Origin of the sequence: Mesobaculum littorinae (assembly GCF_004011175.1) — a bacterium.
Classification (GTDB): Bacteria; Pseudomonadota; Alphaproteobacteria; order Rhodobacterales; family Rhodobacteraceae; genus Tranquillimonas; species Tranquillimonas littorinae.
On the sequence record NZ_RQXX01000001.1, the window covers coordinates 421,530 to 442,128 of the forward strand.

The 20,599-nt window shown below is 68.7% G+C and carries 21 protein-coding genes; 11 read left to right on the forward strand and 10 right to left on the reverse strand.

The genetic code is table 11. The features are described 5' to 3' along the window. Window positions 1-26 precede the first annotated feature (26 nt). The 3 genes from EKE94_RS01970 to EKE94_RS01980 all read right to left on the reverse strand — a co-directional run bounded on the left by EKE94_RS01970 (window position 27) and on the right by EKE94_RS01980 (window position 3,080). Complete coding sequence (locus EKE94_RS01970) at window positions 27-899, reverse strand: NAD-dependent epimerase/dehydratase family protein (protein ID WP_127904915.1); 873 nt, start codon at window positions 897-899, stop codon at window positions 27-29. Next, on the reverse strand, window positions 896-1,705 hold the full coding sequence (locus tag EKE94_RS01975) for a glycosyltransferase (protein ID WP_127904916.1): 810 nt from the start codon (window positions 1,703-1,705) through the stop codon (window positions 896-898). Before EKE94_RS01975 ends, EKE94_RS01970 begins: the two co-directional genes overlap by 4 nt. A 157-nt stretch (window positions 1,706-1,862) precedes the next feature. Further along, on the reverse strand, window positions 1,863-3,080 hold the full coding sequence (locus tag EKE94_RS01980) for an NAD-dependent epimerase/dehydratase family protein (RefSeq protein ID WP_127904917.1): 1,218 nt from the start codon (window positions 3,078-3,080) through the stop codon (window positions 1,863-1,865). Between the two features lie 238 nt (window positions 3,081-3,318). Here EKE94_RS01980 and EKE94_RS01985 point away from each other — a divergent pair, with 238 nt between their 5' ends. After that, window positions 3,319-3,753, forward strand: a complete 435-nt coding sequence (locus tag EKE94_RS01985; protein WP_127904918.1) for a CBS domain-containing protein — start codon at window positions 3,319-3,321, stop codon at window positions 3,751-3,753. Between the two features lie 211 nt (window positions 3,754-3,964). Then, a complete protein-coding gene (gene coaD / locus EKE94_RS01990; RefSeq protein ID WP_127904919.1) occupies window positions 3,965-4,459 on the forward strand; it encodes a pantetheine-phosphate adenylyltransferase in 495 nt (164 codons plus the stop codon). Between the two features lie 204 nt (window positions 4,460-4,663). Here the strand turns inward: coaD and EKE94_RS18535 are convergent, their stop codons facing one another. Further along, complete coding sequence (locus EKE94_RS18535; protein WP_164870791.1) at window positions 4,664-4,825, reverse strand: hypothetical protein; 162 nt, start codon at window positions 4,823-4,825, stop codon at window positions 4,664-4,666. Between the two features lie 346 nt (window positions 4,826-5,171). On the opposite strand from EKE94_RS18535, the gene EKE94_RS01995 reads away from it, so the two are divergent. Then, a complete protein-coding gene (locus EKE94_RS01995) occupies window positions 5,172-6,491 on the forward strand; it encodes a L,D-transpeptidase family protein (RefSeq protein ID WP_235855862.1) in 1,320 nt (439 codons plus the stop codon). Continuing rightward, on the forward strand, window positions 6,488-7,567 hold the full coding sequence (locus EKE94_RS02000; RefSeq protein ID WP_164870792.1) for an extensin family protein: 1,080 nt from the start codon (window positions 6,488-6,490) through the stop codon (window positions 7,565-7,567). Before EKE94_RS01995 ends, EKE94_RS02000 begins: the two co-directional genes overlap by 4 nt. A gap of 111 nt (window positions 7,568-7,678) precedes the next feature. Here the strand turns inward: EKE94_RS02000 and gap are convergent, their stop codons facing one another. Then, complete coding sequence (gap, locus tag EKE94_RS02005; protein ID WP_127904921.1) at window positions 7,679-8,680, reverse strand: type I glyceraldehyde-3-phosphate dehydrogenase; 1,002 nt, start codon at window positions 8,678-8,680, stop codon at window positions 7,679-7,681. 70 nt (window positions 8,681-8,750) lie between these two features. Next, window positions 8,751-8,891 (reverse strand): hypothetical protein, encoded by a 141-nt coding sequence (locus tag EKE94_RS18540; RefSeq protein ID WP_164870793.1) that lies wholly within the window; start codon window positions 8,889-8,891, stop codon window positions 8,751-8,753. A 74-nt stretch (window positions 8,892-8,965) separates the two neighbouring features. Here EKE94_RS18540 and EKE94_RS02010 point away from each other — a divergent pair, with 74 nt between their 5' ends. Continuing rightward, window positions 8,966-9,349 (forward strand): DoxX family protein, encoded by a 384-nt coding sequence (locus EKE94_RS02010; protein WP_127904922.1) that lies wholly within the window; start codon window positions 8,966-8,968, stop codon window positions 9,347-9,349. Between the two features lie 162 nt (window positions 9,350-9,511). Here EKE94_RS02010 and tkt read toward each other — a convergent pair whose 3' ends face one another. Continuing rightward, window positions 9,512-11,530, reverse strand: a complete 2,019-nt coding sequence (gene tkt / locus EKE94_RS02015; protein WP_127904923.1) for a transketolase — start codon at window positions 11,528-11,530, stop codon at window positions 9,512-9,514. Window positions 11,531-12,018: 488 nt separating this feature from the next. On the opposite strand from tkt, the gene EKE94_RS02020 reads away from it, so the two are divergent. Both EKE94_RS02020 and EKE94_RS02025 read left to right on the forward strand, forming a co-directional pair. After that, complete coding sequence (locus tag EKE94_RS02020; protein ID WP_127904924.1) at window positions 12,019-12,525, forward strand: hypothetical protein; 507 nt, start codon at window positions 12,019-12,021, stop codon at window positions 12,523-12,525. Then, entirely contained in the window at window positions 12,518-12,913 is a 396-nt protein-coding gene (locus tag EKE94_RS02025) for a cell division protein ZapA (protein ID WP_127904925.1), read from the forward strand. The genes EKE94_RS02020 and EKE94_RS02025 overlap by 8 nt, the downstream gene beginning before the upstream one ends. Window positions 12,914-13,272: 359 nt before the next feature. Here EKE94_RS02025 and bmt read toward each other — a convergent pair whose 3' ends face one another. From bmt to EKE94_RS02040, 3 genes are all read right to left on the reverse strand, one after another. Then, a complete protein-coding gene (gene bmt, locus EKE94_RS02030) occupies window positions 13,273-14,289 on the reverse strand; it encodes a betaine--homocysteine S-methyltransferase (RefSeq protein WP_127904926.1) in 1,017 nt (338 codons plus the stop codon). A gap of 17 nt (window positions 14,290-14,306) precedes the next feature. Next, window positions 14,307-16,265, reverse strand: a complete 1,959-nt coding sequence (locus EKE94_RS02035; RefSeq protein ID WP_127904927.1) for a phosphatidylglycerol lysyltransferase domain-containing protein — start codon at window positions 16,263-16,265, stop codon at window positions 14,307-14,309. Window positions 16,266-16,409: 144 nt separating this feature from the next. Then, window positions 16,410-16,724: a DUF1476 domain-containing protein gene (locus EKE94_RS02040; protein ID WP_127904928.1), complete on the reverse strand. Its 315-nt coding sequence runs from the start codon at window positions 16,722-16,724 to the stop codon at window positions 16,410-16,412. Window positions 16,725-16,949: 225 nt separating this feature from the next. On the opposite strand from EKE94_RS02040, the gene purC reads away from it, so the two are divergent. The 4 genes from purC to EKE94_RS02060 all read left to right on the forward strand — a co-directional run bounded on the left by purC (window position 16,950) and on the right by EKE94_RS02060 (window position 20,589). Next, a complete protein-coding gene (gene purC / locus EKE94_RS02045) occupies window positions 16,950-17,711 on the forward strand; it encodes a phosphoribosylaminoimidazolesuccinocarboxamide synthase (protein ID WP_127904929.1) in 762 nt (253 codons plus the stop codon). A 47-nt stretch (window positions 17,712-17,758) separates the two neighbouring features. Continuing rightward, window positions 17,759-17,998: a phosphoribosylformylglycinamidine synthase subunit PurS gene (purS, locus tag EKE94_RS02050; protein ID WP_127904930.1), complete on the forward strand. Its 240-nt coding sequence runs from the start codon at window positions 17,759-17,761 to the stop codon at window positions 17,996-17,998. Between the two features lie 127 nt (window positions 17,999-18,125). After that, complete coding sequence (gene purQ / locus EKE94_RS02055; RefSeq protein ID WP_127904931.1) at window positions 18,126-18,794, forward strand: phosphoribosylformylglycinamidine synthase subunit PurQ; 669 nt, start codon at window positions 18,126-18,128, stop codon at window positions 18,792-18,794. 31 nt (window positions 18,795-18,825) lie between these two features. Then, entirely contained in the window at window positions 18,826-20,589 is a 1,764-nt protein-coding gene (locus EKE94_RS02060; protein ID WP_127904932.1) for a sensor histidine kinase, read from the forward strand. Window positions 20,590-20,599 lie beyond the last annotated feature (10 nt).

Genomic DNA, 20,599 nt, shown 5'->3' on the forward strand with positions numbered 1-20,599 from the left:
AAGTGCGGACGGAAGGTGCCGGTTCCCTAGGGCTGTTGCTTGAGCATATCGCCCAGATCGGCGGCAAATTGCGAAGCGGGACGCGGGCGCCATCCCAGATCACGCAGGCGGTCGCACCGCATCACCTTGAGCGCGCCGGGATCGGCGCGGTTGGGCAGAGGGGCGGGCAGCGGGCCGGGCAGGGCGGCGGACTGATCTGGCCGCAGGGCGGCGGTCCGGCCCGTGGCGTGCAGATAGGCAGTCAGAAGATCGCGGCGGTCGAGCGTGAGGCCCGAGGCGTTGAAGGCCCCCGTGGCGCGGGTCTCGATCAGCATCAGGGCGGCTGCGGCCATGTCGGCGACATGCAGTTCCGTCGCCACCCGGGGGGCGGGCGTCTCGCCCCGGTCGAAAGCGTCGAAGAGGCTGCGCCACTTCATCGCCGGGCCGGGCCCGTAAAGCCCGGTGGCGCGCAGGCTGGCGCCACCCCGGGCGAAAAGCGCCTGCTCGGCGCGGGTCTTGACCTCGCCATAGAGATCCTGCGGGCGGGGCGCGTGATCTTCGGTCAGGACCGTGCCCGCGGGCCAGCCGTCATAGACCGCGCGCGAGGACAGAAAGACGATGGGTCGGCCCTGCGGCATCGCCGCGAAGAGCCGCAGCGTGCCGTTGAGGTTCAGGTAGCGAAAGCCCGTCGGATCATCGCCCTCGCCCCCGCGGTAGCGGCCCGGGGCGTGAGCAAAGGCGGCATGGACCAGCGCGTCCATCGCGCCCAGCTCGGCCGGCTGGCCCAGGGCCCAGGACTGGTGGGCCGCGCCCGCGAGGGGGCGGCGGCCCAGCACCGTGACCTCGTGCCCCGCGGCGCGCAATGCCGCCAGCAGACCCCCGCCGGCGATGCCGGTGGCGCCGGTCAGCGCGACCTTCATGCGCCCGTCGCGGGGCCGGGCAGGGCCGACAGGTCGGGCGCGGGTGCGCCCGCCTCGTACCCACGCCAAAGGTCGATCAGGGGGCGCAGGCGGTCGGACTTGGCATGCTCGGTCCACGGTTTTTCGTACTGGAAATGCAGCACGCGGATGCGGCTCCAGTCCCATAGCTCGGGTAGCGAGAACCAGACGTATTGCAACATGTTGTCGTAGACGGGCAGGCCATGCCAGTCGGAGAAATAATCCTGCAGGAAGGTCTGGTCGGTCCGCCGCCAGTAGGCGCCGGGCGCATCGAGCCGTGTCAGCATCGCGTCGAAGGTCGCCTGCGACGGCCGCGCGGTGAAGACGCCGCTGTTCATCCGCCCGAAATCGGCGAGGCTTTCATAGACATTCGGCGCGGCGCAGAACTCGGGGTAATCGAAGAGCCGGTCGATGTTCTGCAGCACCAGCGTATCGGCGTCGAGGAACACCACGCGGTCGTACTCCAGCTGCCACAGCCGCAGCTTGGCGAAATTGTCGAGCGGCGTGTGGAAGGGCGGCTTGCCCCCCTTGGTGAAGGGATCGCGGCCGTGCAGCGCGTCGCGGGCGTGGGCCGCGTTGAAGGCGGGCGAGGTCGGCAGCAGCGATACCGCCACCAGCCGCGCGCCACGCTCAACGAGCGGTGCGAGGGCCGCGGCCTCGACAGCCTCGGTATGCATCACCACGAGGTCGGCGGCGGTCCCGGTCAGACGCAGCGACTGCAGAAGCGCCGCCGCGCCGCGGGCGAAATCCGCGTTGGTGACAAGCGTGACGTAGGCGCAGCGGGTCATGCGGGGCGAGCCCGCGTCACGGGAGAAGTCGCGGAGGCGCCGCAACCCCATCCCCGGTCGAGGCGTCCGCCCCGGCGCAGAGGCCCGGGGCGGTCTTCGGCCCCAACCGTCGCATCGGCGCGCAGGCCGGGCGCACCCGGGGTGCGGCAGGCCCGCATCAGGAGGCCGAGCGTAGCGCGCGGCCCTCGGGGTCACGCTCGACGGCCGCGCCCAGTTCGCGGGTCCAGCCCGAGACGGCCGGAACGCGGCTGCGGTCGACGCGGTGGGCGTATTTCCTGGCCACCTCGACGACCTCTTCCAGCAGGCCGTCCTGCAGGGTGATCGGGTCAAGCCCCAGCGCGCGGAACTGGTCGTTCTTGACGATCAGGTCGTTTTCGGCGGCTTCCTTGCGTGGGTTCGGCAGGTTGGCGACCTTGGCGCCGGAAAGCCGTGCCACCAGCTCGGCCAGGTCACGGACGCGATGGGTTTCGGTCATCTGGTTGAAGATCCGCACCCGGTCGCCCTGTTTCGGCGCCTCGCCAAGCGCAAGCTCGATGCAGCGCACGCTGTCCTGGATGTGGATGAAGGCGCGGGTCTGGCCGCCGGTGCCGTGAACGGTCAGCGGATGGCCGATCGCCGCCTGGATCAGGAAGCGGTTCAGCACGGTGCCGTAGTCGCCGTCGTAATCGAAACGGTTGATCAGCTGTTCGTGCCGCCGGGTCTGATCGGTATGCGTGCCCCAGACGATGCCCTGGTGCAGGTCGGTGATACGCAGCCCGTCGTTCTGGGCGTAGAACTGGAACAGGATCTGATCGAGGCTCTTGGTCATGTGATAGACCGAGCCGGGGCGCGTGGGGTAGAGGATCTCCTGAGCCTTCTTGCCCGAGGGCGTGTCGATCTCGACGTCGAGGTAACCCTCGGGGATCGGCGCGCCGACGCTGGAATAGCCGTAGACGCCCATGGTGCCGAGGTGGATCAGGTGCGCGTCGATGCCGGTTTCGACCAGCGCGGCCAGCAGGTTATGCGTGGCGCGGACGTTGTTGTCGACGGTGTAGGTCTTGTGCCGGTCGGACTTCATCGAATAGGGCGCGGCGCGCTGTTCGGCAAAGTGGATCACGGCGTCGGGCTTGTGTTCGGCCAGCCAGTGCTTCACCCGCTCGTAATCCTCGGCCAGATCGAGAAGGTGGAAGTGCAGCCGACGGCCCGTCACCTCGTGCCAGATGCGGCAGCGCTCCTGAATCGAATCCATCGGCGTCAGCGACTGCACGCCCAGTTCGGTGTCGATCCAGCGGCGGCTGAGATTGTCGACGATATGCACCTCGTGCCCGAGTTCGGACAGGTGCAGACACGTGGGCCATCCGACGAAACCGTCTCCGCCAAGAACCGCGATGCGCATGGGGCGTCTCCAATCCATTTTCTTCGCACTGGCCTTAGTTGGGCATGACGCAGAAGTGAAGTGACGTTTCCGCAACGCCGCAGGCGCGGCGGCCTTCTGCCGGGACAAAGCCCGCCGACGCGCGGGCGGCAAAGCGGCGGCGCCGCGCCGCCTGCGCCGTGTCCTCCGCGCCGGACTTGACAGATCGGGCGTGCGGCGCCGACGCTTGGGCTAAGGCGTGCATGAAGGGGAGGTCACCATGCTGGTCCAGCACATCCTGAAATCCAAGTCCGACGACGGGGTCGTCACGATCTCGTCCACGGCCACGGTATCGGACGCGGCGCAGATCCTGTCCAAGCGCCGGATCGGCGCGGTCGTCGTGTCCGAAGACGGCGAGTCGGTTCGCGGCATCCTGTCCGAGCGGGACATCCTTCGCGAACTGGGGCGGCGCGGACCCGACTGCCTGAGTGACACCGTCGCGCAGCTGATGACGGCCGATCCCCGCGTCTGCGCGCCCGACGATACCGCCGACACCGTCCTGACCCACATGACCGAGGGGCGGTTCCGCCACATGCCGGTCCTGGTCGACGGTCGGATGATCGGCCTGATCTCGATCGGCGACGTGGTCAAGGCGCGGCTGTCCGAACTGTCGATGGAGCGGGATGCGCTGGAAGGGATGGTGATGGGGCGCTAGCGCCCGCACCGAACTGTAGCGCCACGTGCCGCGCTGGTTACGACGTCTCGGCCGTGCCGCCCGGGCCCGGTCCGCCGTCGGCGCGATCGTCGTTCCCGCCGGCGCCCGGCCCCGTGGCCGAGCCGAGCGTCTAAGCACGCCCCGGGGGAAAACCGCTTGCGTCCGGTAACGCAATATTGTTGCGTGCGCCCCAACGCGAGGAGGGGACGACATGCGGATCGGACTATATCCGGGCACCTTCGACCCGGTCACCCACGGGCATCTCGACATCATCCGCCGCGCCGCGGCGCTGGTGGATCGCCTGGTGATCGGAGTCGCCATCAATCGCGACAAGGGCCCCCTGTTTTCGCTGGAGGAACGTGTCGCGATGCTGGAGGCCGAGGCAGCCGCCCTGAATGGCTCGACCGAGATCGTCGTGCACCCCTTCGAGAACCTGCTTATCGATTGCGCGCGCGACGTGGGCGCGGGGATCATCGTGCGCGGGCTGCGCGCCGTGGCGGATTTCGAGTACGAGTACCAGATGGTCGGGATGAACCGGCTTCTCGACGACTCGATCGAGACGGTGTTCCTGATGGCCGAGGCCGAACACCAGGCGATCGCGTCGAAGCTGGTCAAGGAAATCGCGCGGCTGGACGGTGATGTCTCAAGCTTTGTCACGCCCCAAGTGCGCGACGCCCTGATTTCCAAGTTCGCCCGAAAGGCCTGAATGTCGGGCCGATCCGGCGGGGCTGATCCGGCAGGAGAGGCCGGTCGGGATAGCTCGGGCAGGGCCAAATCAGGCGGGGGGCTGGCTAAGTCACATCCCGACGGGAAAGGCCGGTTGAAAAGCGAAGCGGGCAGGGCCGTTCTGGCCTGCCCGCGTCACATGCAGTGCAGTCGTTGTCCGGAGGGATCGGTCTCCGGCGCCCGATCAGCGGCCATAAACGGCGCGGCGGGCGATGCTGTGGACGTCTTCGTGAAAGATGTTGAGGTCGAGAGCAGTGTCCACGGACATGTTGGAGAGCTCGGCGACGGTGCGGTTGTAGGCGGCGCGACGGCGGGCGGCGCTGCGAAGGGTCGTGAAGAGTTTCATTTCTGTGCCTCGTTCGGTTCGGTTCAGGTGGTCCGGTCTTCGTTCCGGTCACTGGGAAAATGCCCATTCCGTTAGCGCCGGACAAGCGAGGTTTCGGTCGTGCTGCAATGCAGAAACTGCAAGGCTCGGGTAGGGGCAGCAGGAGCCCGGGATCGCCTCACGAGAGCCCTTGACCGGCGAAGGACAGAGGTCGTCGCACCGATCCATTCCCCGCAATTCGAACGATAACGCCCGGGTCACACCCGCGTCAGCGTGAACCCCGGGGCTGGTTGAGACGTTGGCGGCAGGTTTATGTTACCCAAGGCCGCATCATCCCTGCCGCGGCCTATTTTAGGAAGGTATCTTGATGTCCAAAGCCGCCCTGGCCACTGCCTTGGTTTTCACCGCCACCGCCAGCCTGGCTCAGTCCGGCCAACCGACCAGCGATGAGGTCCGCAGGCTACTGGAACGGGACGCGCCGCAGGCCCCCGCCTCCGAGCCGCCCGTCGCCGCGCCCGGCACCACGGGCGTCGGCAACGTGACGGTCAGCCCGCTGACCTCGACCGACCAGGGGGACACCACCCAGGGCGGCACGGATCCCTCTGCGACATCGGACCCCATGGCGCAACCCGATGCCGGCGGCGCGTCGGCAGAGGGAATGCCGGACCCCCAGGCCGCGCAGCCCGACGCGACAACGGGCGACACGGAGCCGGACGGCACCTCCGCCTCTGACCCGGCCAGCGATGACGTGGCTTCGGGCCAGCAGCAGGCTTCGCGACCTCTCCCGCCCACGCCCGATCAGATCGAGGCGGCGCGCTACGACGGTGGCCCGCTGCCCGAAAAACAGTCGGCCCTGACCGCGCGGCTGCAGATCCTGCTCGACCGCGCCGGCGTCTCTCCGGGTGTGATCGACGGCTGGAAGGGCGGCATGTCCGAAAGCGCGATCCACGCGTTCGAGGTCCGGCTGGGCCTGCCCGCCGACGGGGTGCTGGACATGGAGGTCTGGCAGCTTCTGGGTGGCGACAGCGCGATGCCGATGTTGCAGAGCTATACGATCACCGATGCCGATGTCGCCGACATCTCCGCTCCGCTGCCCAGCGATTACGGTGAGATGGCGCAGCTTGACCACCTGGGCTATACCAGCGTCGCCGAGAAACTGGCCGAGCGGTTCCACATGGACGAAGAGTTCTTGGAACAGCTCAATCCCGACGCCGCCTTCGTGCCCGGCGAAACCCTGACCGTCGCCAACCCCGGGGCCGACCAGCAGGGCACCGTGACCCGGATCGAGGTGCGCAAGCAGACCTCGCGTCTGGCGGCCTTCGATGCGACGGGACGCATGATCGCGAATTACCCGGTGACGATCGGGTCGTCGGACACGCCGTCGCCCTCGGGCGTCGTCGAAGTCGAGGCCGTGGCGTGGGATCCGACCTATAGCTACGATCCTTCAAAGAACTTTCAGCAGGGCGACAACGACGAGTTCCTGACGATCCCGCCGGGGCCGAATGGCCCCGTGGGGTCGGTCTGGATCGACCTGTCTAAGCCCACCTACGGGCTGCACGGCACGCCCAACCCCTCTAGCCTTTTCAAGAACAACAGCCATGGATGCGTGCGCCTGACGAATTGGGACGTGACCGAACTGGGCCGCATGGTCGAGCGCTCGCGCGCGGTGGTGGAGTTCGTCGAATGACACCTCGGTTGGGCCGGCGCGCCGGCGGGCTGCGCCTTGCGGTGCTCGTTTCGGTCCTCGCCCTCGCGGCGGGCGCCGGTGTCGCGCAGATCGATCCGCCCGAAACCGCGCCGCGCCCGCAGACCCGCCCCGAAGCGCCGGAGACGGGCGCGGATGCCCCTCAGACGCCCAGCCTGCAGTTCGGGGCCCCCGCGGCCCCGCAAGAAGCGGACGAGACTGAGGCAGCCGAGCCCGCCGATCAGCCTGAGCCCGACGCGGCGCCCGTGGCCTCGGCCCCCTCAGGGTCCGCAACGCCCCCCGACACCGCGCCCGCCGCGAAGCAGACGTCCGACACGGAAGCGCAGCCTGACGCCGAGGATCCGGCGGCAGACGTGGCGGGGCAGGAGGCTCCCGCGCCGAACGCCGTGCCCGCAAGCGACGGCAACCCGGCCGAGGAGAGCGAGACCGCGGATGCCGACGCGTCCGCGCCGGAGCCCCCCGCCGGCCCGCCGCATTACGAGGATCTGGCCGAAACCGAGGCTGAGTTCGCAGCCTGCACCGCGGTACTCGACCGGCTTGGCGCGACGTGGCGGGAAGAGCCTGCCGTTACCGACCCTGCCGACCGCGACTGCGGCATTGCTCGCCCGGTGGTGGTGAGCGAGGTGGCCCCGGGCATCGCCCTGACGCCCGAGGCCACGTTGCGCTGCGACACCGCTCTGGCGCTGGCCGACTGGGTGGCCGACGTCCTGCGCCCCGCCGCCGCGCGTCTGCCCGACCGCGGCCACCTGACCGAACTGCGGCAAGGCTCGGCCTATGTGTGCCGTGGCCGGAACGGGGATACCACGCAACGGGCCTCGGAGCATTCGTTCGGCAATGCGATAGACATCATGGCGCTTGGGTTCTCCGAGGGCGACCCGCTGGTCATCGAACCGCGCGAACGCACCGGCAGCCTCGAGGAATCGGTCCAGAAGGCCGCGCAGGCCAGCGCCTGCCTCTATTTCACCACCGTTCTCGGACCGGGCAGCAACGCCGCCCATGACGACCACCTGCACCTGGATATCAAGGCCCGCAACGGCGGCTTCCGCCTTTGCCAGTAGCAACTCGGATGCTTCAGGGATGAAGCAACCGCCGATATGAAAAAGCGCGCCGCCGGATAAACCGGCGGCGCACTCGCATTCAGGGTAAGACCGGGCCGGGGCCCCGTCAGATCAGAGCAGCTTTCCCATCGCCACGGCCGTGTCGGCCATGCGGTTCGAGAAGCCCCATTCATTGTCGTACCACGTCAGGATGCGGCACATCGTGCCCTCCATCACCTTGGTCTGGTCGGTGTGGAAGATCGACGAATGGCTGTCATGGTTGAAGTCGGTGCTGACCAGCTTCTCATCCGTGTAGCCCAGCACGCCCTTCAGCGGGCCGTCGGCTGCCTTGCGGATGGCGGCGTTGATCTCGTCCACGCTGGTGTCGCGCGCCGCCTCGAAGGTCAGGTCCACGACCGACACGTTGGGCGTGGGCACGCGGATCGCGACGCCGTCCAGCTTGCCGTTCAGCTCGGGCAGCACCAGGCCCACGGCCTTGGCGGCACCGGTCGAGGTCGGGATCATCGACAGCGCCGCGGCGCGCGCGCGGTAGAGATCCTTGTGCATGGTGTCCAGCGTCGGCTGGTCGCCGGTGTAGCTGTGGATCGTGGTCATGAAGCCCTTCACGATGCCGATCTCGTCGTTCAGCACCTTGGCAACGGGGCTCAGGCAGTTCGTGGTGCACGAGGCGTTCGACACCACGATGTCGTCCTTGGTCAGGCTTTCGTGGTTGACACCGTAGACGATGGTCTTGTCCGCGCCGGTGCCCGGGGCCGAGATCAGGACCCGCTTGGCCCCGGTCTCCAGATGCGGCTGGCACTTCTCCTTCGAGGTGAAGATGCCCGTGCATTCCAGGATGATGTCGACATCGCCCCAGGGAAGCTCGGCCGGGTTCTTGATCGCGGTGACCTTCATCGGGCCGCGGCCTACGTCGATCGTGTCCTCGGTGGTCTTCACCTCGGCCGGGAACCGCCCGTGCACGCTGTCGTAGCGCAGAAGATGGGCGTTGGTCTCGACCGGACCCAGATCGTTGATCGCCACGACCTCGATATCGGTGCGGCCGGATTCGATGATCGCGCGAAGCACGTTGCGCCCGATCCGTCCGAAGCCGTTGATGGCGACTTTGACACTCATGTCTTTCTCCTCGCTGATGCGCTTTGCGCGTTACCTTGTGCTTTTCGCGCCCGAGGTCAACACTAGGTGGCTATCGCCAGAAGGCCATGACCTGGATCAGGTCGACGAATTGCTTTGCGAGGAAGATGTGCGCGTCGAAGCCGAACCAGAAATTGATCCCCAGCGCGACAAGGATGGCCAGCCCGAGGCCCAGGGCAATGGAGTTGGTCATGGGGCAGGGCCCTCCGCAGCTGTCGCCCCGCAACTTGCCAGACGAGCCCCGCCCTGGCCAGAGCGGCGCAGGGCATGACGCGCGCCCCCTCCGTGCAAAACCTTCGCCCGCGGAAAATCGCCGATGCCCTCGGGCGCTGGCTGCTCGCCGCACTTTTCCTCGCCGGTGCCGCGCAGAAGACGGCCGATCCCCAGCCGGTCATGCAGCTTCTCGCGTCCAAGGGACTGCCGGCAGCGCTGGTCTGGCCGGCCCTTGCCTATAACGCGGCGGCGGGCCTCTGCCTCGCCCTGAACCTCTGGCGCGGGCCCGTGGCGCTGTCCCTTGCCCTCTACACGGCCTTCACCAGCTGGTTTCACTACATTCCCGCCGACCCGTGGCAGATGTCGATCTTCGTCAAGAACTGGGCCATCGCCGGGGGGCTTCTCTGCGTGGCGGCAGCCCCCGATCCAGCCCGATAGGCCCGAGCGCGACATGCACCCTCGCATCGGGTTCATCACCCGAGCGCCCCTGGTTTCTTCTCTTCGAAAATACTCCCGCCGGAGGCAAAAGCGCCACCCCGAAGGGTGGCGCTTTCGACAATATGGCGCGCGCCGAAGGCGCTCAATTCGGCAACCCCAAGGTCAGAGCAGAGCCTTGACCTTCTCGACCGTCGCCTCGGCCGTGATGCCGAAATGGGCGTAAAGCTCGGGCGCCGGGCCCGAGGCGCCGAAGCCTTCCATGCCGACGAAGTCCTGCTTGGCCTCGCGGCCGCGTTCGCCCAGCAGCCAGCGATCCCAGCTTTGCCGCACGCCGGCCTCGATCGCCACGCGAACCGGACCCGCGGGCAGGACCCGCTTGCGGTAGCGCTCGTCCTGCTCGGCGAAGAGCTCCATGCAGGGCATCGAAACGACGCGCGTGCCGATGCCCTCGGCCTGCAGCATCTCGCGGGCCTTCATCGCGATCTCGACTTCGGAACCGGTGGCCATCAGGATCGCCTGGCGCTTGCCCTCGGCCTCGGCCAGGACATAGGCGCCCTGGGCGCTGAGGTTCTTGGTCTTGTGCTCGGTCCGCACGGTGGGCAGGCCCTGGCGCGACAGGGCCAGGATCGAGGGCGTCGACGTCGTGGTCAGCGCCAGTTCCCAGGCCTCGGCGGTCTCGACCACGTCGGCGGGGCGGAATACCCAGGTGTTGGGCGTGGCGCGGCACATCGACAGGTGCTCGACCGGCTGGTGCGTCGGGCCGTCCTCGCCCAGGCCGATGGAATCATGGGTCATCACGTAGACCGCGGGGACGCCCATCAGGGCAGACAGGCGGATCGCGCCGCGGGCATAATCGGTGAAGCACATGAAGGTGCCGCCGTAGGGGCGCACGCCGCCGTGCAGCCACAGGCCGTTCATCGCCGCGGCCATGCCATGTTCGCGGATGCCGTAGTGGATGTAGCGGCCCTTGCGGTCCTCGGGCGTGAAAATGCCCAGATCCGCCGTCAGCGTGTTGTTCGACCCCGTCAGGTCGGCCGAGCCGCCGATCGTCTCGGGCATCACCGGGTTCACGACCTCGAGCACCATTTCCGAGGCCTTGCGCGTGGCGACCTTGGGCAGGCCCTCGCTGGCCTGTTTCTTCAGCGCGCGGATGGTGGGGGCCAGCTTCTTCGGCGCCTCGCCCTTGGTGATCCGGTCATGCAGCGCCTTGCGGTTGTCCGACAGCGCGTCGAACCGGGTCTGCCAGTCGGCATGCGCCTCGGCGCCGCGACGGCCAAAGCCTTCCCACGCCGATTTCACGTCCTCGGGGATCTCGAAGGGCGCGTGGTGCCAGCCGTAGGCGTCGCGCACCTTGGCGATCTCTTCGTCGCCCAGGGCCGAGCCATGCGCCTTTGCGGTGCCCTGCTTGGTCGGCGCGCCGTAACCGATGGTGGTGCGGCAGGCGATCATCGTCGGGCGATCCTGCGCCTTGGCCTCTTCCATCGCGGCGTCGATTTCCTCGGGGTTGTGCCCGTCGACGGCGATGGTGTGCCATCCGCAGGCCTCGAACCGGGCGCGCTGGTCGGTGATGTCGGCCTTCTTCACGTCGCCATCGATCGAGATGCCGTTGTCATCGAAGAGAACCGTCAGCTTCGACAGCTTCTGCATGCCGGCAAGGGCGATGGCCTCGTGGCTGATGCCTTCCATCAGGCAGCCGTCGCCGGCCAGCACCCAGGTGCGGTGGTCTACGATCTTCTTGCCGAAGCGGGCGCGCAGCGCCTCTTCGGCGATGGCAAAGCCCACCGCATTGGCCAGGCCCTGGCCCAGCGGTCCGGTCGTCGTCTCGACGCCGCGGATGTGGCCGTACTCGGGGTGGCCCGCGGTCGGGGATCCGACCTGGCGGAAATTCTTGATGTCGTCCAGCGTGATGCCCGGCGTGCCGGTCAGCCAAAGAAGGCCGTAGATCAGCATCGAGCCATGGCCGGTCGACAGGATGAAGCGGTCGCGGTCGGCCCATTCAGGGACGGAGGCGTCATATTTCAGGTGCTTCGAAAACAGCACTGTGGCGACGTCGGCCATGCCCATCGGCATGCCCGGATGGCCCGAGCCGGCCTTTTCGACGGCATCGATCGTCAGCATGCGCAGCGCCGCGGCCTGCGACCAGTGGTCGGAGAAACGGTCTTTCAGTTCGGCGATTTCCACGGGCGAGACCCCTCTGTTAGCGGTTTCGGCGGTGATAGCAGCCCTGCATCCAAGTTCAAGCTCTGCGCGAGACGGGCCCTGCCGCAGCGTCGCATGTCCATGGTGTTCCGAACTGTCCCGGTCCGGCGCGGGCGGCGCACGGAAGGGGTGGTCGCGCTTCGGGCGCATTTCGAGGGCGCTTCTTCGGGCGCATCCACCTCGATTGTGGAATTCCTGCATGATATTCGGTGAATGGGGGGTTTCGTGCAGGCCGCCCGGTAACGGAGGCGGGGATGGGCGCAACGCCGGGCCCGTTGCCCCCGGGGCCGTTTGCAGCCTGGCAGGGGCGCCCTTGGGCAAACCCCTGCCGCCGCCGAGTGCAAGGGGGGCTGAATTCGCGTGTGAACACGCTAGAATAGGATGTTGATAAGCCGTGACGATTCGCGGTGTCGCCCCGTCGCGGCACCCCGACCCGCGGCAGGGACGAAGGCGAGCGGGGAACAGCACAGATGGATGACATCAGCGATCTGGAGCGGCGGCTGACGGCCGCGCTCGACCGGATCAGCACCGGGATCGTACCTTTGCAGATACCGGGGCCCGAGCCCGAGCCGGCGCCCGTGGACACCGGCCTGCCCTCGGCCGAACAGCTTCTGGCCGAACTCGAATCCGAACGTGAGGTGACCGCCCAGCTGGAAGAGCGGGTGCGCGCGATCCGTGAAAAGCAGCATACCCGGGTGGCCGAGCTCGAGGCGGAGGGCGAGCGCCTGGCGCAGGCCCTCGCTGCATCCGAGGCCGAGGTGGCGCAGCTGCGCGGCGTGACCGAGGCACTGCGCGGCAATAATGATGCCTTGCGGCAGGCCAACGAGGCCGGCGTGGGTGACCCCGAGCTGATCGACACCGCGATGCGCACCGAGCTTGAGGCGCTGCGCGCCCAGCACCGCAGCGACCGCGCCGAGATCGAGGCGATCCTTGCCGAACTTGCGCCTATTCTGGAAGGGGACGCGTCGAATGCCTGAAGTGAAGATCGCCATCGGCAACCGTGAGTTCGAGGTCGCCTGCCAGAGCGGCGAAGAGCATTACCTGCAATCCGCCGCACGCCTGCTGGATGTCGAGGCGACCTCGGTCCTAAGCCAGATGGGCCGCATGCCGGACACGCGGATGCTGCTGATGGCGGGCCTGATGCTGGCCGACAAGACCGCCGGGCTGGAGGATCAGCTGCGCGGCATGGAGGCGCAGGTCAAACAGATGCACGCCGAGCTCGATGCGCTGCAGAAGGCCCCGAAACCCGCGCCCGAGCGTGTCGAGGTGCCGGTGATCCCCGCGAACGTGATCGAGAGCATGGCCGAACTGGCCGCCCGTGCCGAGGCTATCGCGGCCGCGGTCGACGACAAGCAGGCCGGCTGAGCCACGCGGGTCCCGCCGGCGGCCCTGCGGCGAGCCTGGCCTGACCGAGAGGAGCGCTGCCGCGCAGGTTTGTTTGCCCTTGGCTGGCGCGACGCGAATGGGGGCGGGGTCGCGAGATGGCCGGCCGGCGCCTCCGGCGGGAGTATTTTTTAAGAGAAGATGCAGGGGGCCGGTTCGGCGCCGTGAGATCCGGTATGGCGCCAGTTCGGCTGCTGGCGCGGTCCGTCAGCGCCCACTGCGGGGCGCTGAGCTGTTGCAGGTGGCCTGTTTGCGCCGGGATTATCCTGCCGCTGTCGGGGCTCTGAGACGCGACCCTGGGTCGGGCTGTAGGCCCGGCATGTGCGCGCCTACCTGATGGATCAGCCGCGCCGGCGCCCGCGACGCGAGGTGCGGCCGACGGGCGCATCACCACCGGTGCCGTCCACGGCGGAGGAGAAGCCGCCGAGGCGCGCGGCGATTTCCTCCAGCGTCGGGCGCGGACCCTTGGGGCGGGTTTCCAGCGCCCGGCGCATCTCGGTCAGGTGGGCAGGCGTCGTGCCGCAGCAGCCGCCGATGATCCGCGCCCCCGCGTTGCGGGCGAGTTCGGCGTAGTCGGCCATCAGCTCGGGCGTGCCGTCATAGTGGATATGACCCTCGACGAATTTGGGGATCCCGGCGTTGCCCTTGGCGATCAGCGGACGCTCTTCCCCCCGGGCGGCGAAGCCCAGCACTGTGCGCAAAAGGTCTGAAGCGCCGACGCCGCAATTGGCACCGAAGGCCAGTGGCGGGGTGTCGAGCTTGTTGACGAGATCGACGAGGCCGGAGGAGGTGAGCCCCATCATCGTGCGCCCGGCCGTGTCGAAGCTCATCGTTCCGCACCAGGGCATGCCGGCGCGGGCTATTGCCTCGGACGCCGCGCGGAATTCCTCGGGCGCGGAGATGGTTTCGACCCAGAGCACATCGGCGCCGCCGTCCTTCAGCGCCTCGGCCTGTTCGTGGAAGATCTCGACCGCGTCGGCGTGGGTCAGGGTGCCCATCGGCTCCATGATCTCGCCCGTCGGGCCCATCGAACCGGCGACGATGACAGGGCGGCCCGCGGCATCTGCGACCTCGCGCCCGATCCCGGCCGCTGCGCGGTTCAGCTCGGCCACCCGCGCCTGGGCACCATGCAGCTTGAGCCGGGCCGCGTTGGCGCCGAAGCTGTTGGTCAGGAACAGGTCCGATCCGGCCTCGACCGCGCCGCGATAGAGCGCGGTGATCTTCTGGGGCGCGTCGATGTTCCACAATTCGGGCGCATCGCCGGCCTCGAGCCCCATGTTGAACAGGGTGGTGCCGGTTGCCCCATCGGCCAGCAGCCAGTCCCGGTCGGCCAGAAGGCGGGTCAGAACGTCGGTCATGGATCAGATTCCCGGGGTCAGGCGGCGCGGGATGCGCCGGAACATTCGGGGGCCTCTTGCCACGCTTGACCCTTGGGCGCAAATGCGGATCCGTCATCATTTTCATGAGACGAGGTGGCAGGGCGCGGCACGCGTGCGGGCAGGGGCGGCGGCGCTGCGATCGCACGTGCAAGATCTGCCGCCGCGATCAGCAACGCAAGCCGGCCCGGCGCCGCCAGGTATCGCGCTTCCCAGCGGGGGGCGAAGGCGGACTTGAACCGGCGCAGCCCGGGATGGGCGGTGATCCGCACCACGGCCCGGGCAATCGGCGTGGCGGCAGCGGGGTGGTCGAGCGGGGCCGACGCCAGCGACAGGCGCGCGATGCCATCGGCGTCCGCCTGCGCGATCGCGGCGGCCACGAGGGCGTGCATGGTGCCGTCGGGGGCGTCTGCAGAGAGGCGCATCAGGTCGACCGTGCGTTCGGTGCTGCCGCGATGCAGGCTGAGGAAGCCCACGAGGCCGCCGTTCCACCAGGCGAGGAAGATGTGCTGCCGGGCCATGTAGGCCGGATCGAACCGGCCCATCGACAGGCCGCGTTCGCCGCCGGTGCGCCGCGCCCAGTCGGCGGCAATGCGGCCCATGTCGTCCCATGGTGGTGCGGTCGGGGCGGGGCCGACGCGAACCCCCGCGGCCGCGGCGCGCCGCAGCTTGCGGCGCAGTTGCCGCCCCGGCCGGTGGTCGCGCGGGGTGATCCAGGCTTCCTGTGACACCGCGAGGACATGCCAGCCGCGGCGGCGGGCGCGGGCGGCGGCACGCGGGCCAAGCTTGTAGGCGGCGGCGATGCGCGCCTCGCGGCGGGCGACGGCGATCACAGCCTCGAGAAGCGCGTCTGTCTGCGCCGGATCGTGCGGATCGCCCAGCAGCACCCGCGCCTGGCGTGTGCGGATCGTCGTGGCGGTCGCACCCCGCTCGGTTTTCAGGATCCCGCCGCCGGCCTGCGTGGACAGCGCCGCCTCGGCCCGGCTGGCGGTGGGCAGGGCGCGGCGCGCCTCGGGGCCGTCGCCGGGCAAGAGGTCTGGCCCGGGTCGCCTTCGGTCGCGAAAGAGCCACGGCGCGCCCAGCAGCGCGAGGCCTGCGAGGGCCGCCGGGCCCGCGTGGTAGACGAGGCGGAAGCACAGGGCCGCGGCCAGCATGGGCTCGGCCCCGGCGGCGGGCAGCATCGCCAGCAGGACCAGTTCGAACCCGCCTATGCCGCCCGGGGTCGACACCAGAAGCCCGGCCCCCAACGCCACGGCATAGGCGGCCAGGATGGGCCCGAGTGCGACCTCGGGCGGGCAGAAGACGGCGAGGGCGAAGCCGGCGGTCAGGACATCGAGCGTGACCAGGGTGGCCGCGGCGCCCATCGCCCTCAGGCTGGGAAGATACCGGCCCAGGCCGACTTCCCGCGTCGTCGCGGCGGCGAGGACGGCCGCGACGGCCGCCAGCGCGAAAACGGCGGCGGCGATCCGGAGCGCGGCGGGCAAGGGGGCCCAGAGGGCAAGGAGAGCCCCGGTCAAAACGGCCCAGACCGACAAGAAGGACAGGCTGACCGCAACGGTCACGGCGGCGGTACGCCGCAGCGACAGCCGGGGCAGGCAGCGCCACCGCACCAGCGTCCCGGTCACCAGCCCGAAGCCCGCCGCCTGAGATATCGCGATCGCCGCGGCGCCCGAGCGTGCGGCCGCCCGGGGGCCGACGCCGGTTCCCAGCCAGCGATGCAGGGTGACGTCATACCCTGCGATGGCGGCAAAGCTGACACGGGTGGCAAACGCCGCCAGAACCCACTGGCCGAGCGATGTTTCGGCCACCGCGGCGGCGAGCCGGGCCGGATCGGGCCTGTGCAGGTGCCATATCGCGGCCAGGCAAAGCAGCATGAGTCCCAGCGACACCGCGGCCTTTACCCATGATCCCGTCGCGCGCCCCGCCCCCGGGGTCGCCATTCCAGAAGCTGATTTCATCCCCGATCCCCGTCTGCGTCGCGACGGAATTGGTAGAGGGCCGAAATCTAGATCCTCTTAACGGCGCAGGGACAGAGGCCGCGGAAAGCCGGCGGTATCATCTGCGTACCCCCCGGGGGGGGCGCGCCCCGCCGCGCAGGATGATCAGGCGTCGGGCGCGGTCTCTGCCTTGGCCTTGGCGCTGCACTCGGCCATCTTGGCGCGGATCGTCGCCTCGTCGGCCCGGTCGCCCAGGTCGGTGGCGAGCTTGGCGTAGACGTCCTCGTCCCCCGCCTCGGCCAGATCAGCGCGCAGAACCTCGATCTCGTAGGCGGTCGCCTCTTCGCCCGAGAGGCCAAGAAGGTCCGCGGCCCATGCGCCCAGAAGCCGGTTGCGGCGGGCGGCGGCGCGAAAGGCAAGCTCGGCATCGTGGGCATAGCGGTTTTCGAACGCGCGCTCGCGGTCGTCGAACGTGGTCATGGTCGGTCCTCCGGCAGGGGCGGGCGGCGGCGCCCGGGCGTCGTTTTCACAGCGAAATGGCGCGCAAGGCCCCCGCGGCAAGGCCGGGCGCGCCCCGACCGCGCCCATCGCGCACCCGCCTGCTGCGAGGTTTCTTGCCGAGACGGCGCAAAGGGCCTATAGACGCGCGCATCCAGGCCGCGCGGCGCCCATGGGGGCCCCGCGCGCATCGCTGTTGGAGATTGCATGGCACGTCGCAAGAAAATCTACGAAGGCAAAGCCAAGATCCTTTACGAGGGTCCGGAGCCAGGCACGCTTGTCCAGTACTTCAAGGACGACGCCACCGCCTTCAACGCACAGAAGAAGGCGACCGTCGAAGGCAAAGGTGTGCTCAACAACCGGCTGAGCGAATTCTTCATGAAGGGGCTGGCCCAGATCGGGGTTCCCACCCACTTCATCCGCCGCATCAACATGCGCGAGCAACTGATCCGCTCGGTCGAGATCATCCCGCTCGAAGTCGTCGTGCGCAACTTTGCGGCCGGCTCGATCTCGACCCGGCTGGGGCTGACCGAGGGCACGGCGCTGCCGCGCCCGATCATCGAGTTCTGCCTCAAGGACGACAAGCTGGGCGACCCGCTGGTCTCCGAGGAGCATATTATCGCCTTCGGCTGGGCCAGCCAGCAGGATCTCGACGACATGGTGGCGCTGGCGCTGCGCGTGAACGACTTCATGTCGGGCGTAATGCTGGGCGTGGGCATCAAGCTCATCGACTTCAAGATCGAGATCGGCCGGGTGTGGGAGAACGATTTCCCCCGCCTCATCGTCGCCGACGAGATCAGCCCCGATTCCTGCCGGCTTTGGGACATGGAGACGGGCCAGAAGCTGGACAAGGACGTGTTCCGCCGCGACCTTGGGTCGCTGTCGGACGCCTATACCGAAGTCGCGCGGCGGCTGGGCGTGTTGCCCTCGAACGTGACCCATGCGACGAAGCCCACGCTGATCAATTGAAAGGGTCCCCGGTTCAGGCCGGTGACCACCAGAAAACGGACAGGCCGATGAAGCTGCGCGTCACGATCATGCTGAAAACCGGGGTGCTCGACCCGCAGGGGGCGGCCGTGCGCCACGCCCTGGGGTCGCTGGGATTTCCCGGCGTGGACGACGTCCGCCAGGGCAAGGTGATCGAGCTGGACCTGGACGAAACCGACCCGGCTGCGGCCGAGGCGCAGGCGGCCCAGATGTGCGAAAAGCTGCTCGCCAACACGGTGATCGAGGACTACCGGATCGAACGGGCCTGACCGGGCCGCGTCCGGGCCCGTGCTTGGCGGCGACGCCATGGCCGGGCCGGGTGGACCGGGGCCGGGCGACAGGATGCATCGGGCGGGCGCACGGCAGGGGCCCCGCAAGACAAGACGAGGGTGTGCGATGAAAGCGGCGGTTCTGGTATTCCCGGGCTCGAACTGCGACCGCGACCTTGCGGTGGCGCTGACCGCCGCGGGGGCCGAGGTCGCTATGGTCTGGCACAAGGAGACGTCGCTGCCCGAGGGCACCGACCTTGTCGCCGTGCCGGGCGGGTTCTCCTACGGCGACTACCTTCGCGCGGGCGCCATCGCCGCGCGGTCGCCGGTGATCGCCGCGCTGCGCGACCATGCCGAACGCGGCGGCTATGTCTTCGGCGTCTGCAACGGCTTCCAGATCCTGTGCGAAACCGGCCTGCTGCCGGGCACGCTGATGCGCAACCGCGACCTGCGCTACATCTGCCGGTCGGTGACCCTGCGGGTCGGCACCGCCGACAGCGCCTTTACCTCGGGCTGGCGCGCCGGCGAAAAGGTCAGCTTTCCGATCGCCCACCACGACGGCAACTATACCGCCGGCCCCGGCGGGCTGGAGCGTCTGACGGGCGAGGATCGCGTGGCCTTCCGCTATGTCACCAACCCCAACGGGTCCGAGGGCGACGTGGCGGGCATCCTGTCCGACAACCGTCGCATCCTGGGAATGATGCCGCACCCCGAACGCGCGGCCGATCCGGCGCAGGGCGGCACCGATGGCGCGGCGCTGTTCCGCGCGGTGACCGGCGTTCTCGCGGAGGCTTGAGCGGGATGGGCGCCCGGCCTAGGCTCGGGTCATGAGCGACGATGAGACCGAGGACAGCGGCGACCGCGCACCGGTGCGGGCGTGGCGCGTGCGCGCCGCGTTCGTGCTGCTTGTCACCATCGCCATCGCCGTCGTCTGGGTCACCAACCAGCTTCTGACCGAACGCTTTACCGAGAACACGCGCAACCGCGCGCAGGTGCGGCTGGCGCTCTATTCCGGCAACCTGATGAGCGAGCTGCAGCGCGCCTCGATCGTGCCGCTGCTGTTGTCGCGCGATCCCGCGCTGATCGGGGCCCTGAACTCGGCCGAGTACGCGCAGACCTCGCAGCGGCTGATCTCTTACCTCGACGAGATCGGCGCCGCCTCGCTGATGCTGATCGACCGCGACGGGCGCACCGTCGCCGCGACTGACCGCGCGCGGCTGGGGGCCACCCATCGGACCGAGGCGTTCTTTGTCGAGGCGATGCGGTCGAACGACACCGTGTTTTCGACCGTCCGGCAGGAAAGCGGCGCCTTCGCCTTCTACTATTCGCGCAAGATCACGGCGGGGGGCGAGCTTCTGGGGGTGATCGTCGTCGCCGTCGACCTGCGCCAGTTCGAGGATAGCTGGGGCGGGTTCTCGGACGCGGTCTTCGTGACCAACTCCGAAGGCCAGATCATCCTGTCGACCGAAAGCCGCTGGCGTGGCCGCACCGAGACCGAGGCGCTGGCCGTCCGCTCGGCGCCGAACGCGATCCAGCGGGCACTGCAGGCCACCGCGGACTGGACCGCGCTGCCGCCCGACGCCTACCTTCTGGGCGAGGCGGTGATGCGGCAGGAGGCGCGGATCGCCTTCCAGGGCTGGCGGATGACCAGTTTCACCACCTATGCCAGCGTGCGCGAAAAAGTGAACGGCGTGCTGGCGTTGGAAATCATGGCCTTCGCCCTGCTCCTTGCCGGGGGGTTCTACCTTGTCACCCGCAAGGCGTTGGCGCGGTCGATCTTCTTCCAGCGCGAAACCGCCGAACTGCGGCAGCTGAACGTCGCGCTGCAGCGCGAAATCGCCGAGCGCGAGAAGGCCGAGAAAAGCCTGCAGGTGGCCGAACAGACGGTCGAGCAGACCTCGAAGCTGGCTGCCCTGGGCGAGATGTCCGCCGCCGTCAGCCACGAGCTGAACCAGCCGCTGGCCGCGATGAAGACCTACCTGGCGGGGGCCAAGCTGCTGCTGCAGCGCAAGCGGCCCGAAGAGGCGCTGTCGTCGTTCCAGCGGATCGACGACCTGATCGACCGCATGGGCACCATCACGAGGCAGCTGAAATCCTATGCCCGCAAGGGCGGTGACGCGTTCGAGCGGCTGGATCTTCGGGCCTGCGTGTCGTCGGCACTGGCGATGATGGAGCCGCAGCTGAAGGGGCGCGACGTGGCCGTATCAAAAACGCTGCCGAAGATGCCCCTGATGGTTCGGGCCGACAAGGTGCGCGTGGAACAGGTGATCATCAACCTGCTGCGCAACGCCTTCGACGCCACCAAGGACGAGCCGCGCCCGGAGATCGAGATTTTCCTGCTGGCCGGCGAAACCGCCGCGACGCTGACGGTCCGCGACAATGGGACCGGCATCGAGGATCTCGAAAGTCTGTTCGAGCCGTTCTATACGACCAAGGCGCCCGGCGACGGGGTCGGCCTCGGTCTCGCGATCTCGTCCGGGATCGTTGCCGACCTGGGCGGACGTCTCACGGCGCGGAACGCGCTGGGGCGTGGCGCCGTTTTCGAAATGCAGCTGCCGCTTGACGGTGCGCAGCGAACCGCAGCCGAATAAGGATACCTCT

Coding starts and splice junctions, on each gene's coding strand:
- EKE94_RS01970 (WP_127904915.1), bottom strand. CDS start 899: ATGAAGGTCGCGCTGACCGGCGCCACCGGCATCGCCGGCGGGGGTCTG.
- EKE94_RS01975 (WP_127904916.1), bottom strand. CDS start 1,705: ATGACCCGCTGCGCCTACGTCACGCTTGTCACCAACGCGGATTTCGCC.
- EKE94_RS01980 (WP_127904917.1), bottom strand. CDS start 3,080: ATGCGCATCGCGGTTCTTGGCGGAGACGGTTTCGTCGGATGGCCCACG.
- EKE94_RS01985 (WP_127904918.1), top strand. CDS start 3,319: ATGCTGGTCCAGCACATCCTGAAATCCAAGTCCGACGACGGGGTCGTC.
- coaD (WP_127904919.1), top strand. CDS start 3,965: ATGCGGATCGGACTATATCCGGGCACCTTCGACCCGGTCACCCACGGG.
- EKE94_RS18535 (WP_164870791.1), bottom strand. CDS start 4,825: ATGAAACTCTTCACGACCCTTCGCAGCGCCGCCCGCCGTCGCGCCGCC.
- EKE94_RS01995 (WP_235855862.1), top strand. CDS start 5,172: ATGTCCAAAGCCGCCCTGGCCACTGCCTTGGTTTTCACCGCCACCGCC.
- EKE94_RS02000 (WP_164870792.1), top strand. CDS start 6,488: ATGACACCTCGGTTGGGCCGGCGCGCCGGCGGGCTGCGCCTTGCGGTG.
- gap (WP_127904921.1), bottom strand. CDS start 8,680: ATGAGTGTCAAAGTCGCCATCAACGGCTTCGGACGGATCGGGCGCAAC.
- EKE94_RS18540 (WP_164870793.1), bottom strand. CDS start 8,891: ATGACCAACTCCATTGCCCTGGGCCTCGGGCTGGCCATCCTTGTCGCG.
- EKE94_RS02010 (WP_127904922.1), top strand. CDS start 8,966: ATGACGCGCGCCCCCTCCGTGCAAAACCTTCGCCCGCGGAAAATCGCC.
- EKE94_RS02020 (WP_127904924.1), top strand. CDS start 12,019: ATGGATGACATCAGCGATCTGGAGCGGCGGCTGACGGCCGCGCTCGAC.
- EKE94_RS02025 (WP_127904925.1), top strand. CDS start 12,518: ATGCCTGAAGTGAAGATCGCCATCGGCAACCGTGAGTTCGAGGTCGCC.
- bmt (WP_127904926.1), bottom strand. CDS start 14,289: ATGACCGACGTTCTGACCCGCCTTCTGGCCGACCGGGACTGGCTGCTG.
- EKE94_RS02035 (WP_127904927.1), bottom strand. CDS start 16,265: ATGAAATCAGCTTCTGGAATGGCGACCCCGGGGGCGGGGCGCGCGACG.
- EKE94_RS02040 (WP_127904928.1), bottom strand. CDS start 16,724: ATGACCACGTTCGACGACCGCGAGCGCGCGTTCGAAAACCGCTATGCC.
- purC (WP_127904929.1), top strand. CDS start 16,950: ATGGCACGTCGCAAGAAAATCTACGAAGGCAAAGCCAAGATCCTTTAC.
- purS (WP_127904930.1), top strand. CDS start 17,759: ATGAAGCTGCGCGTCACGATCATGCTGAAAACCGGGGTGCTCGACCCG.
- purQ (WP_127904931.1), top strand. CDS start 18,126: ATGAAAGCGGCGGTTCTGGTATTCCCGGGCTCGAACTGCGACCGCGAC.
- EKE94_RS02060 (WP_127904932.1), top strand. CDS start 18,826: ATGAGCGACGATGAGACCGAGGACAGCGGCGACCGCGCACCGGTGCGG.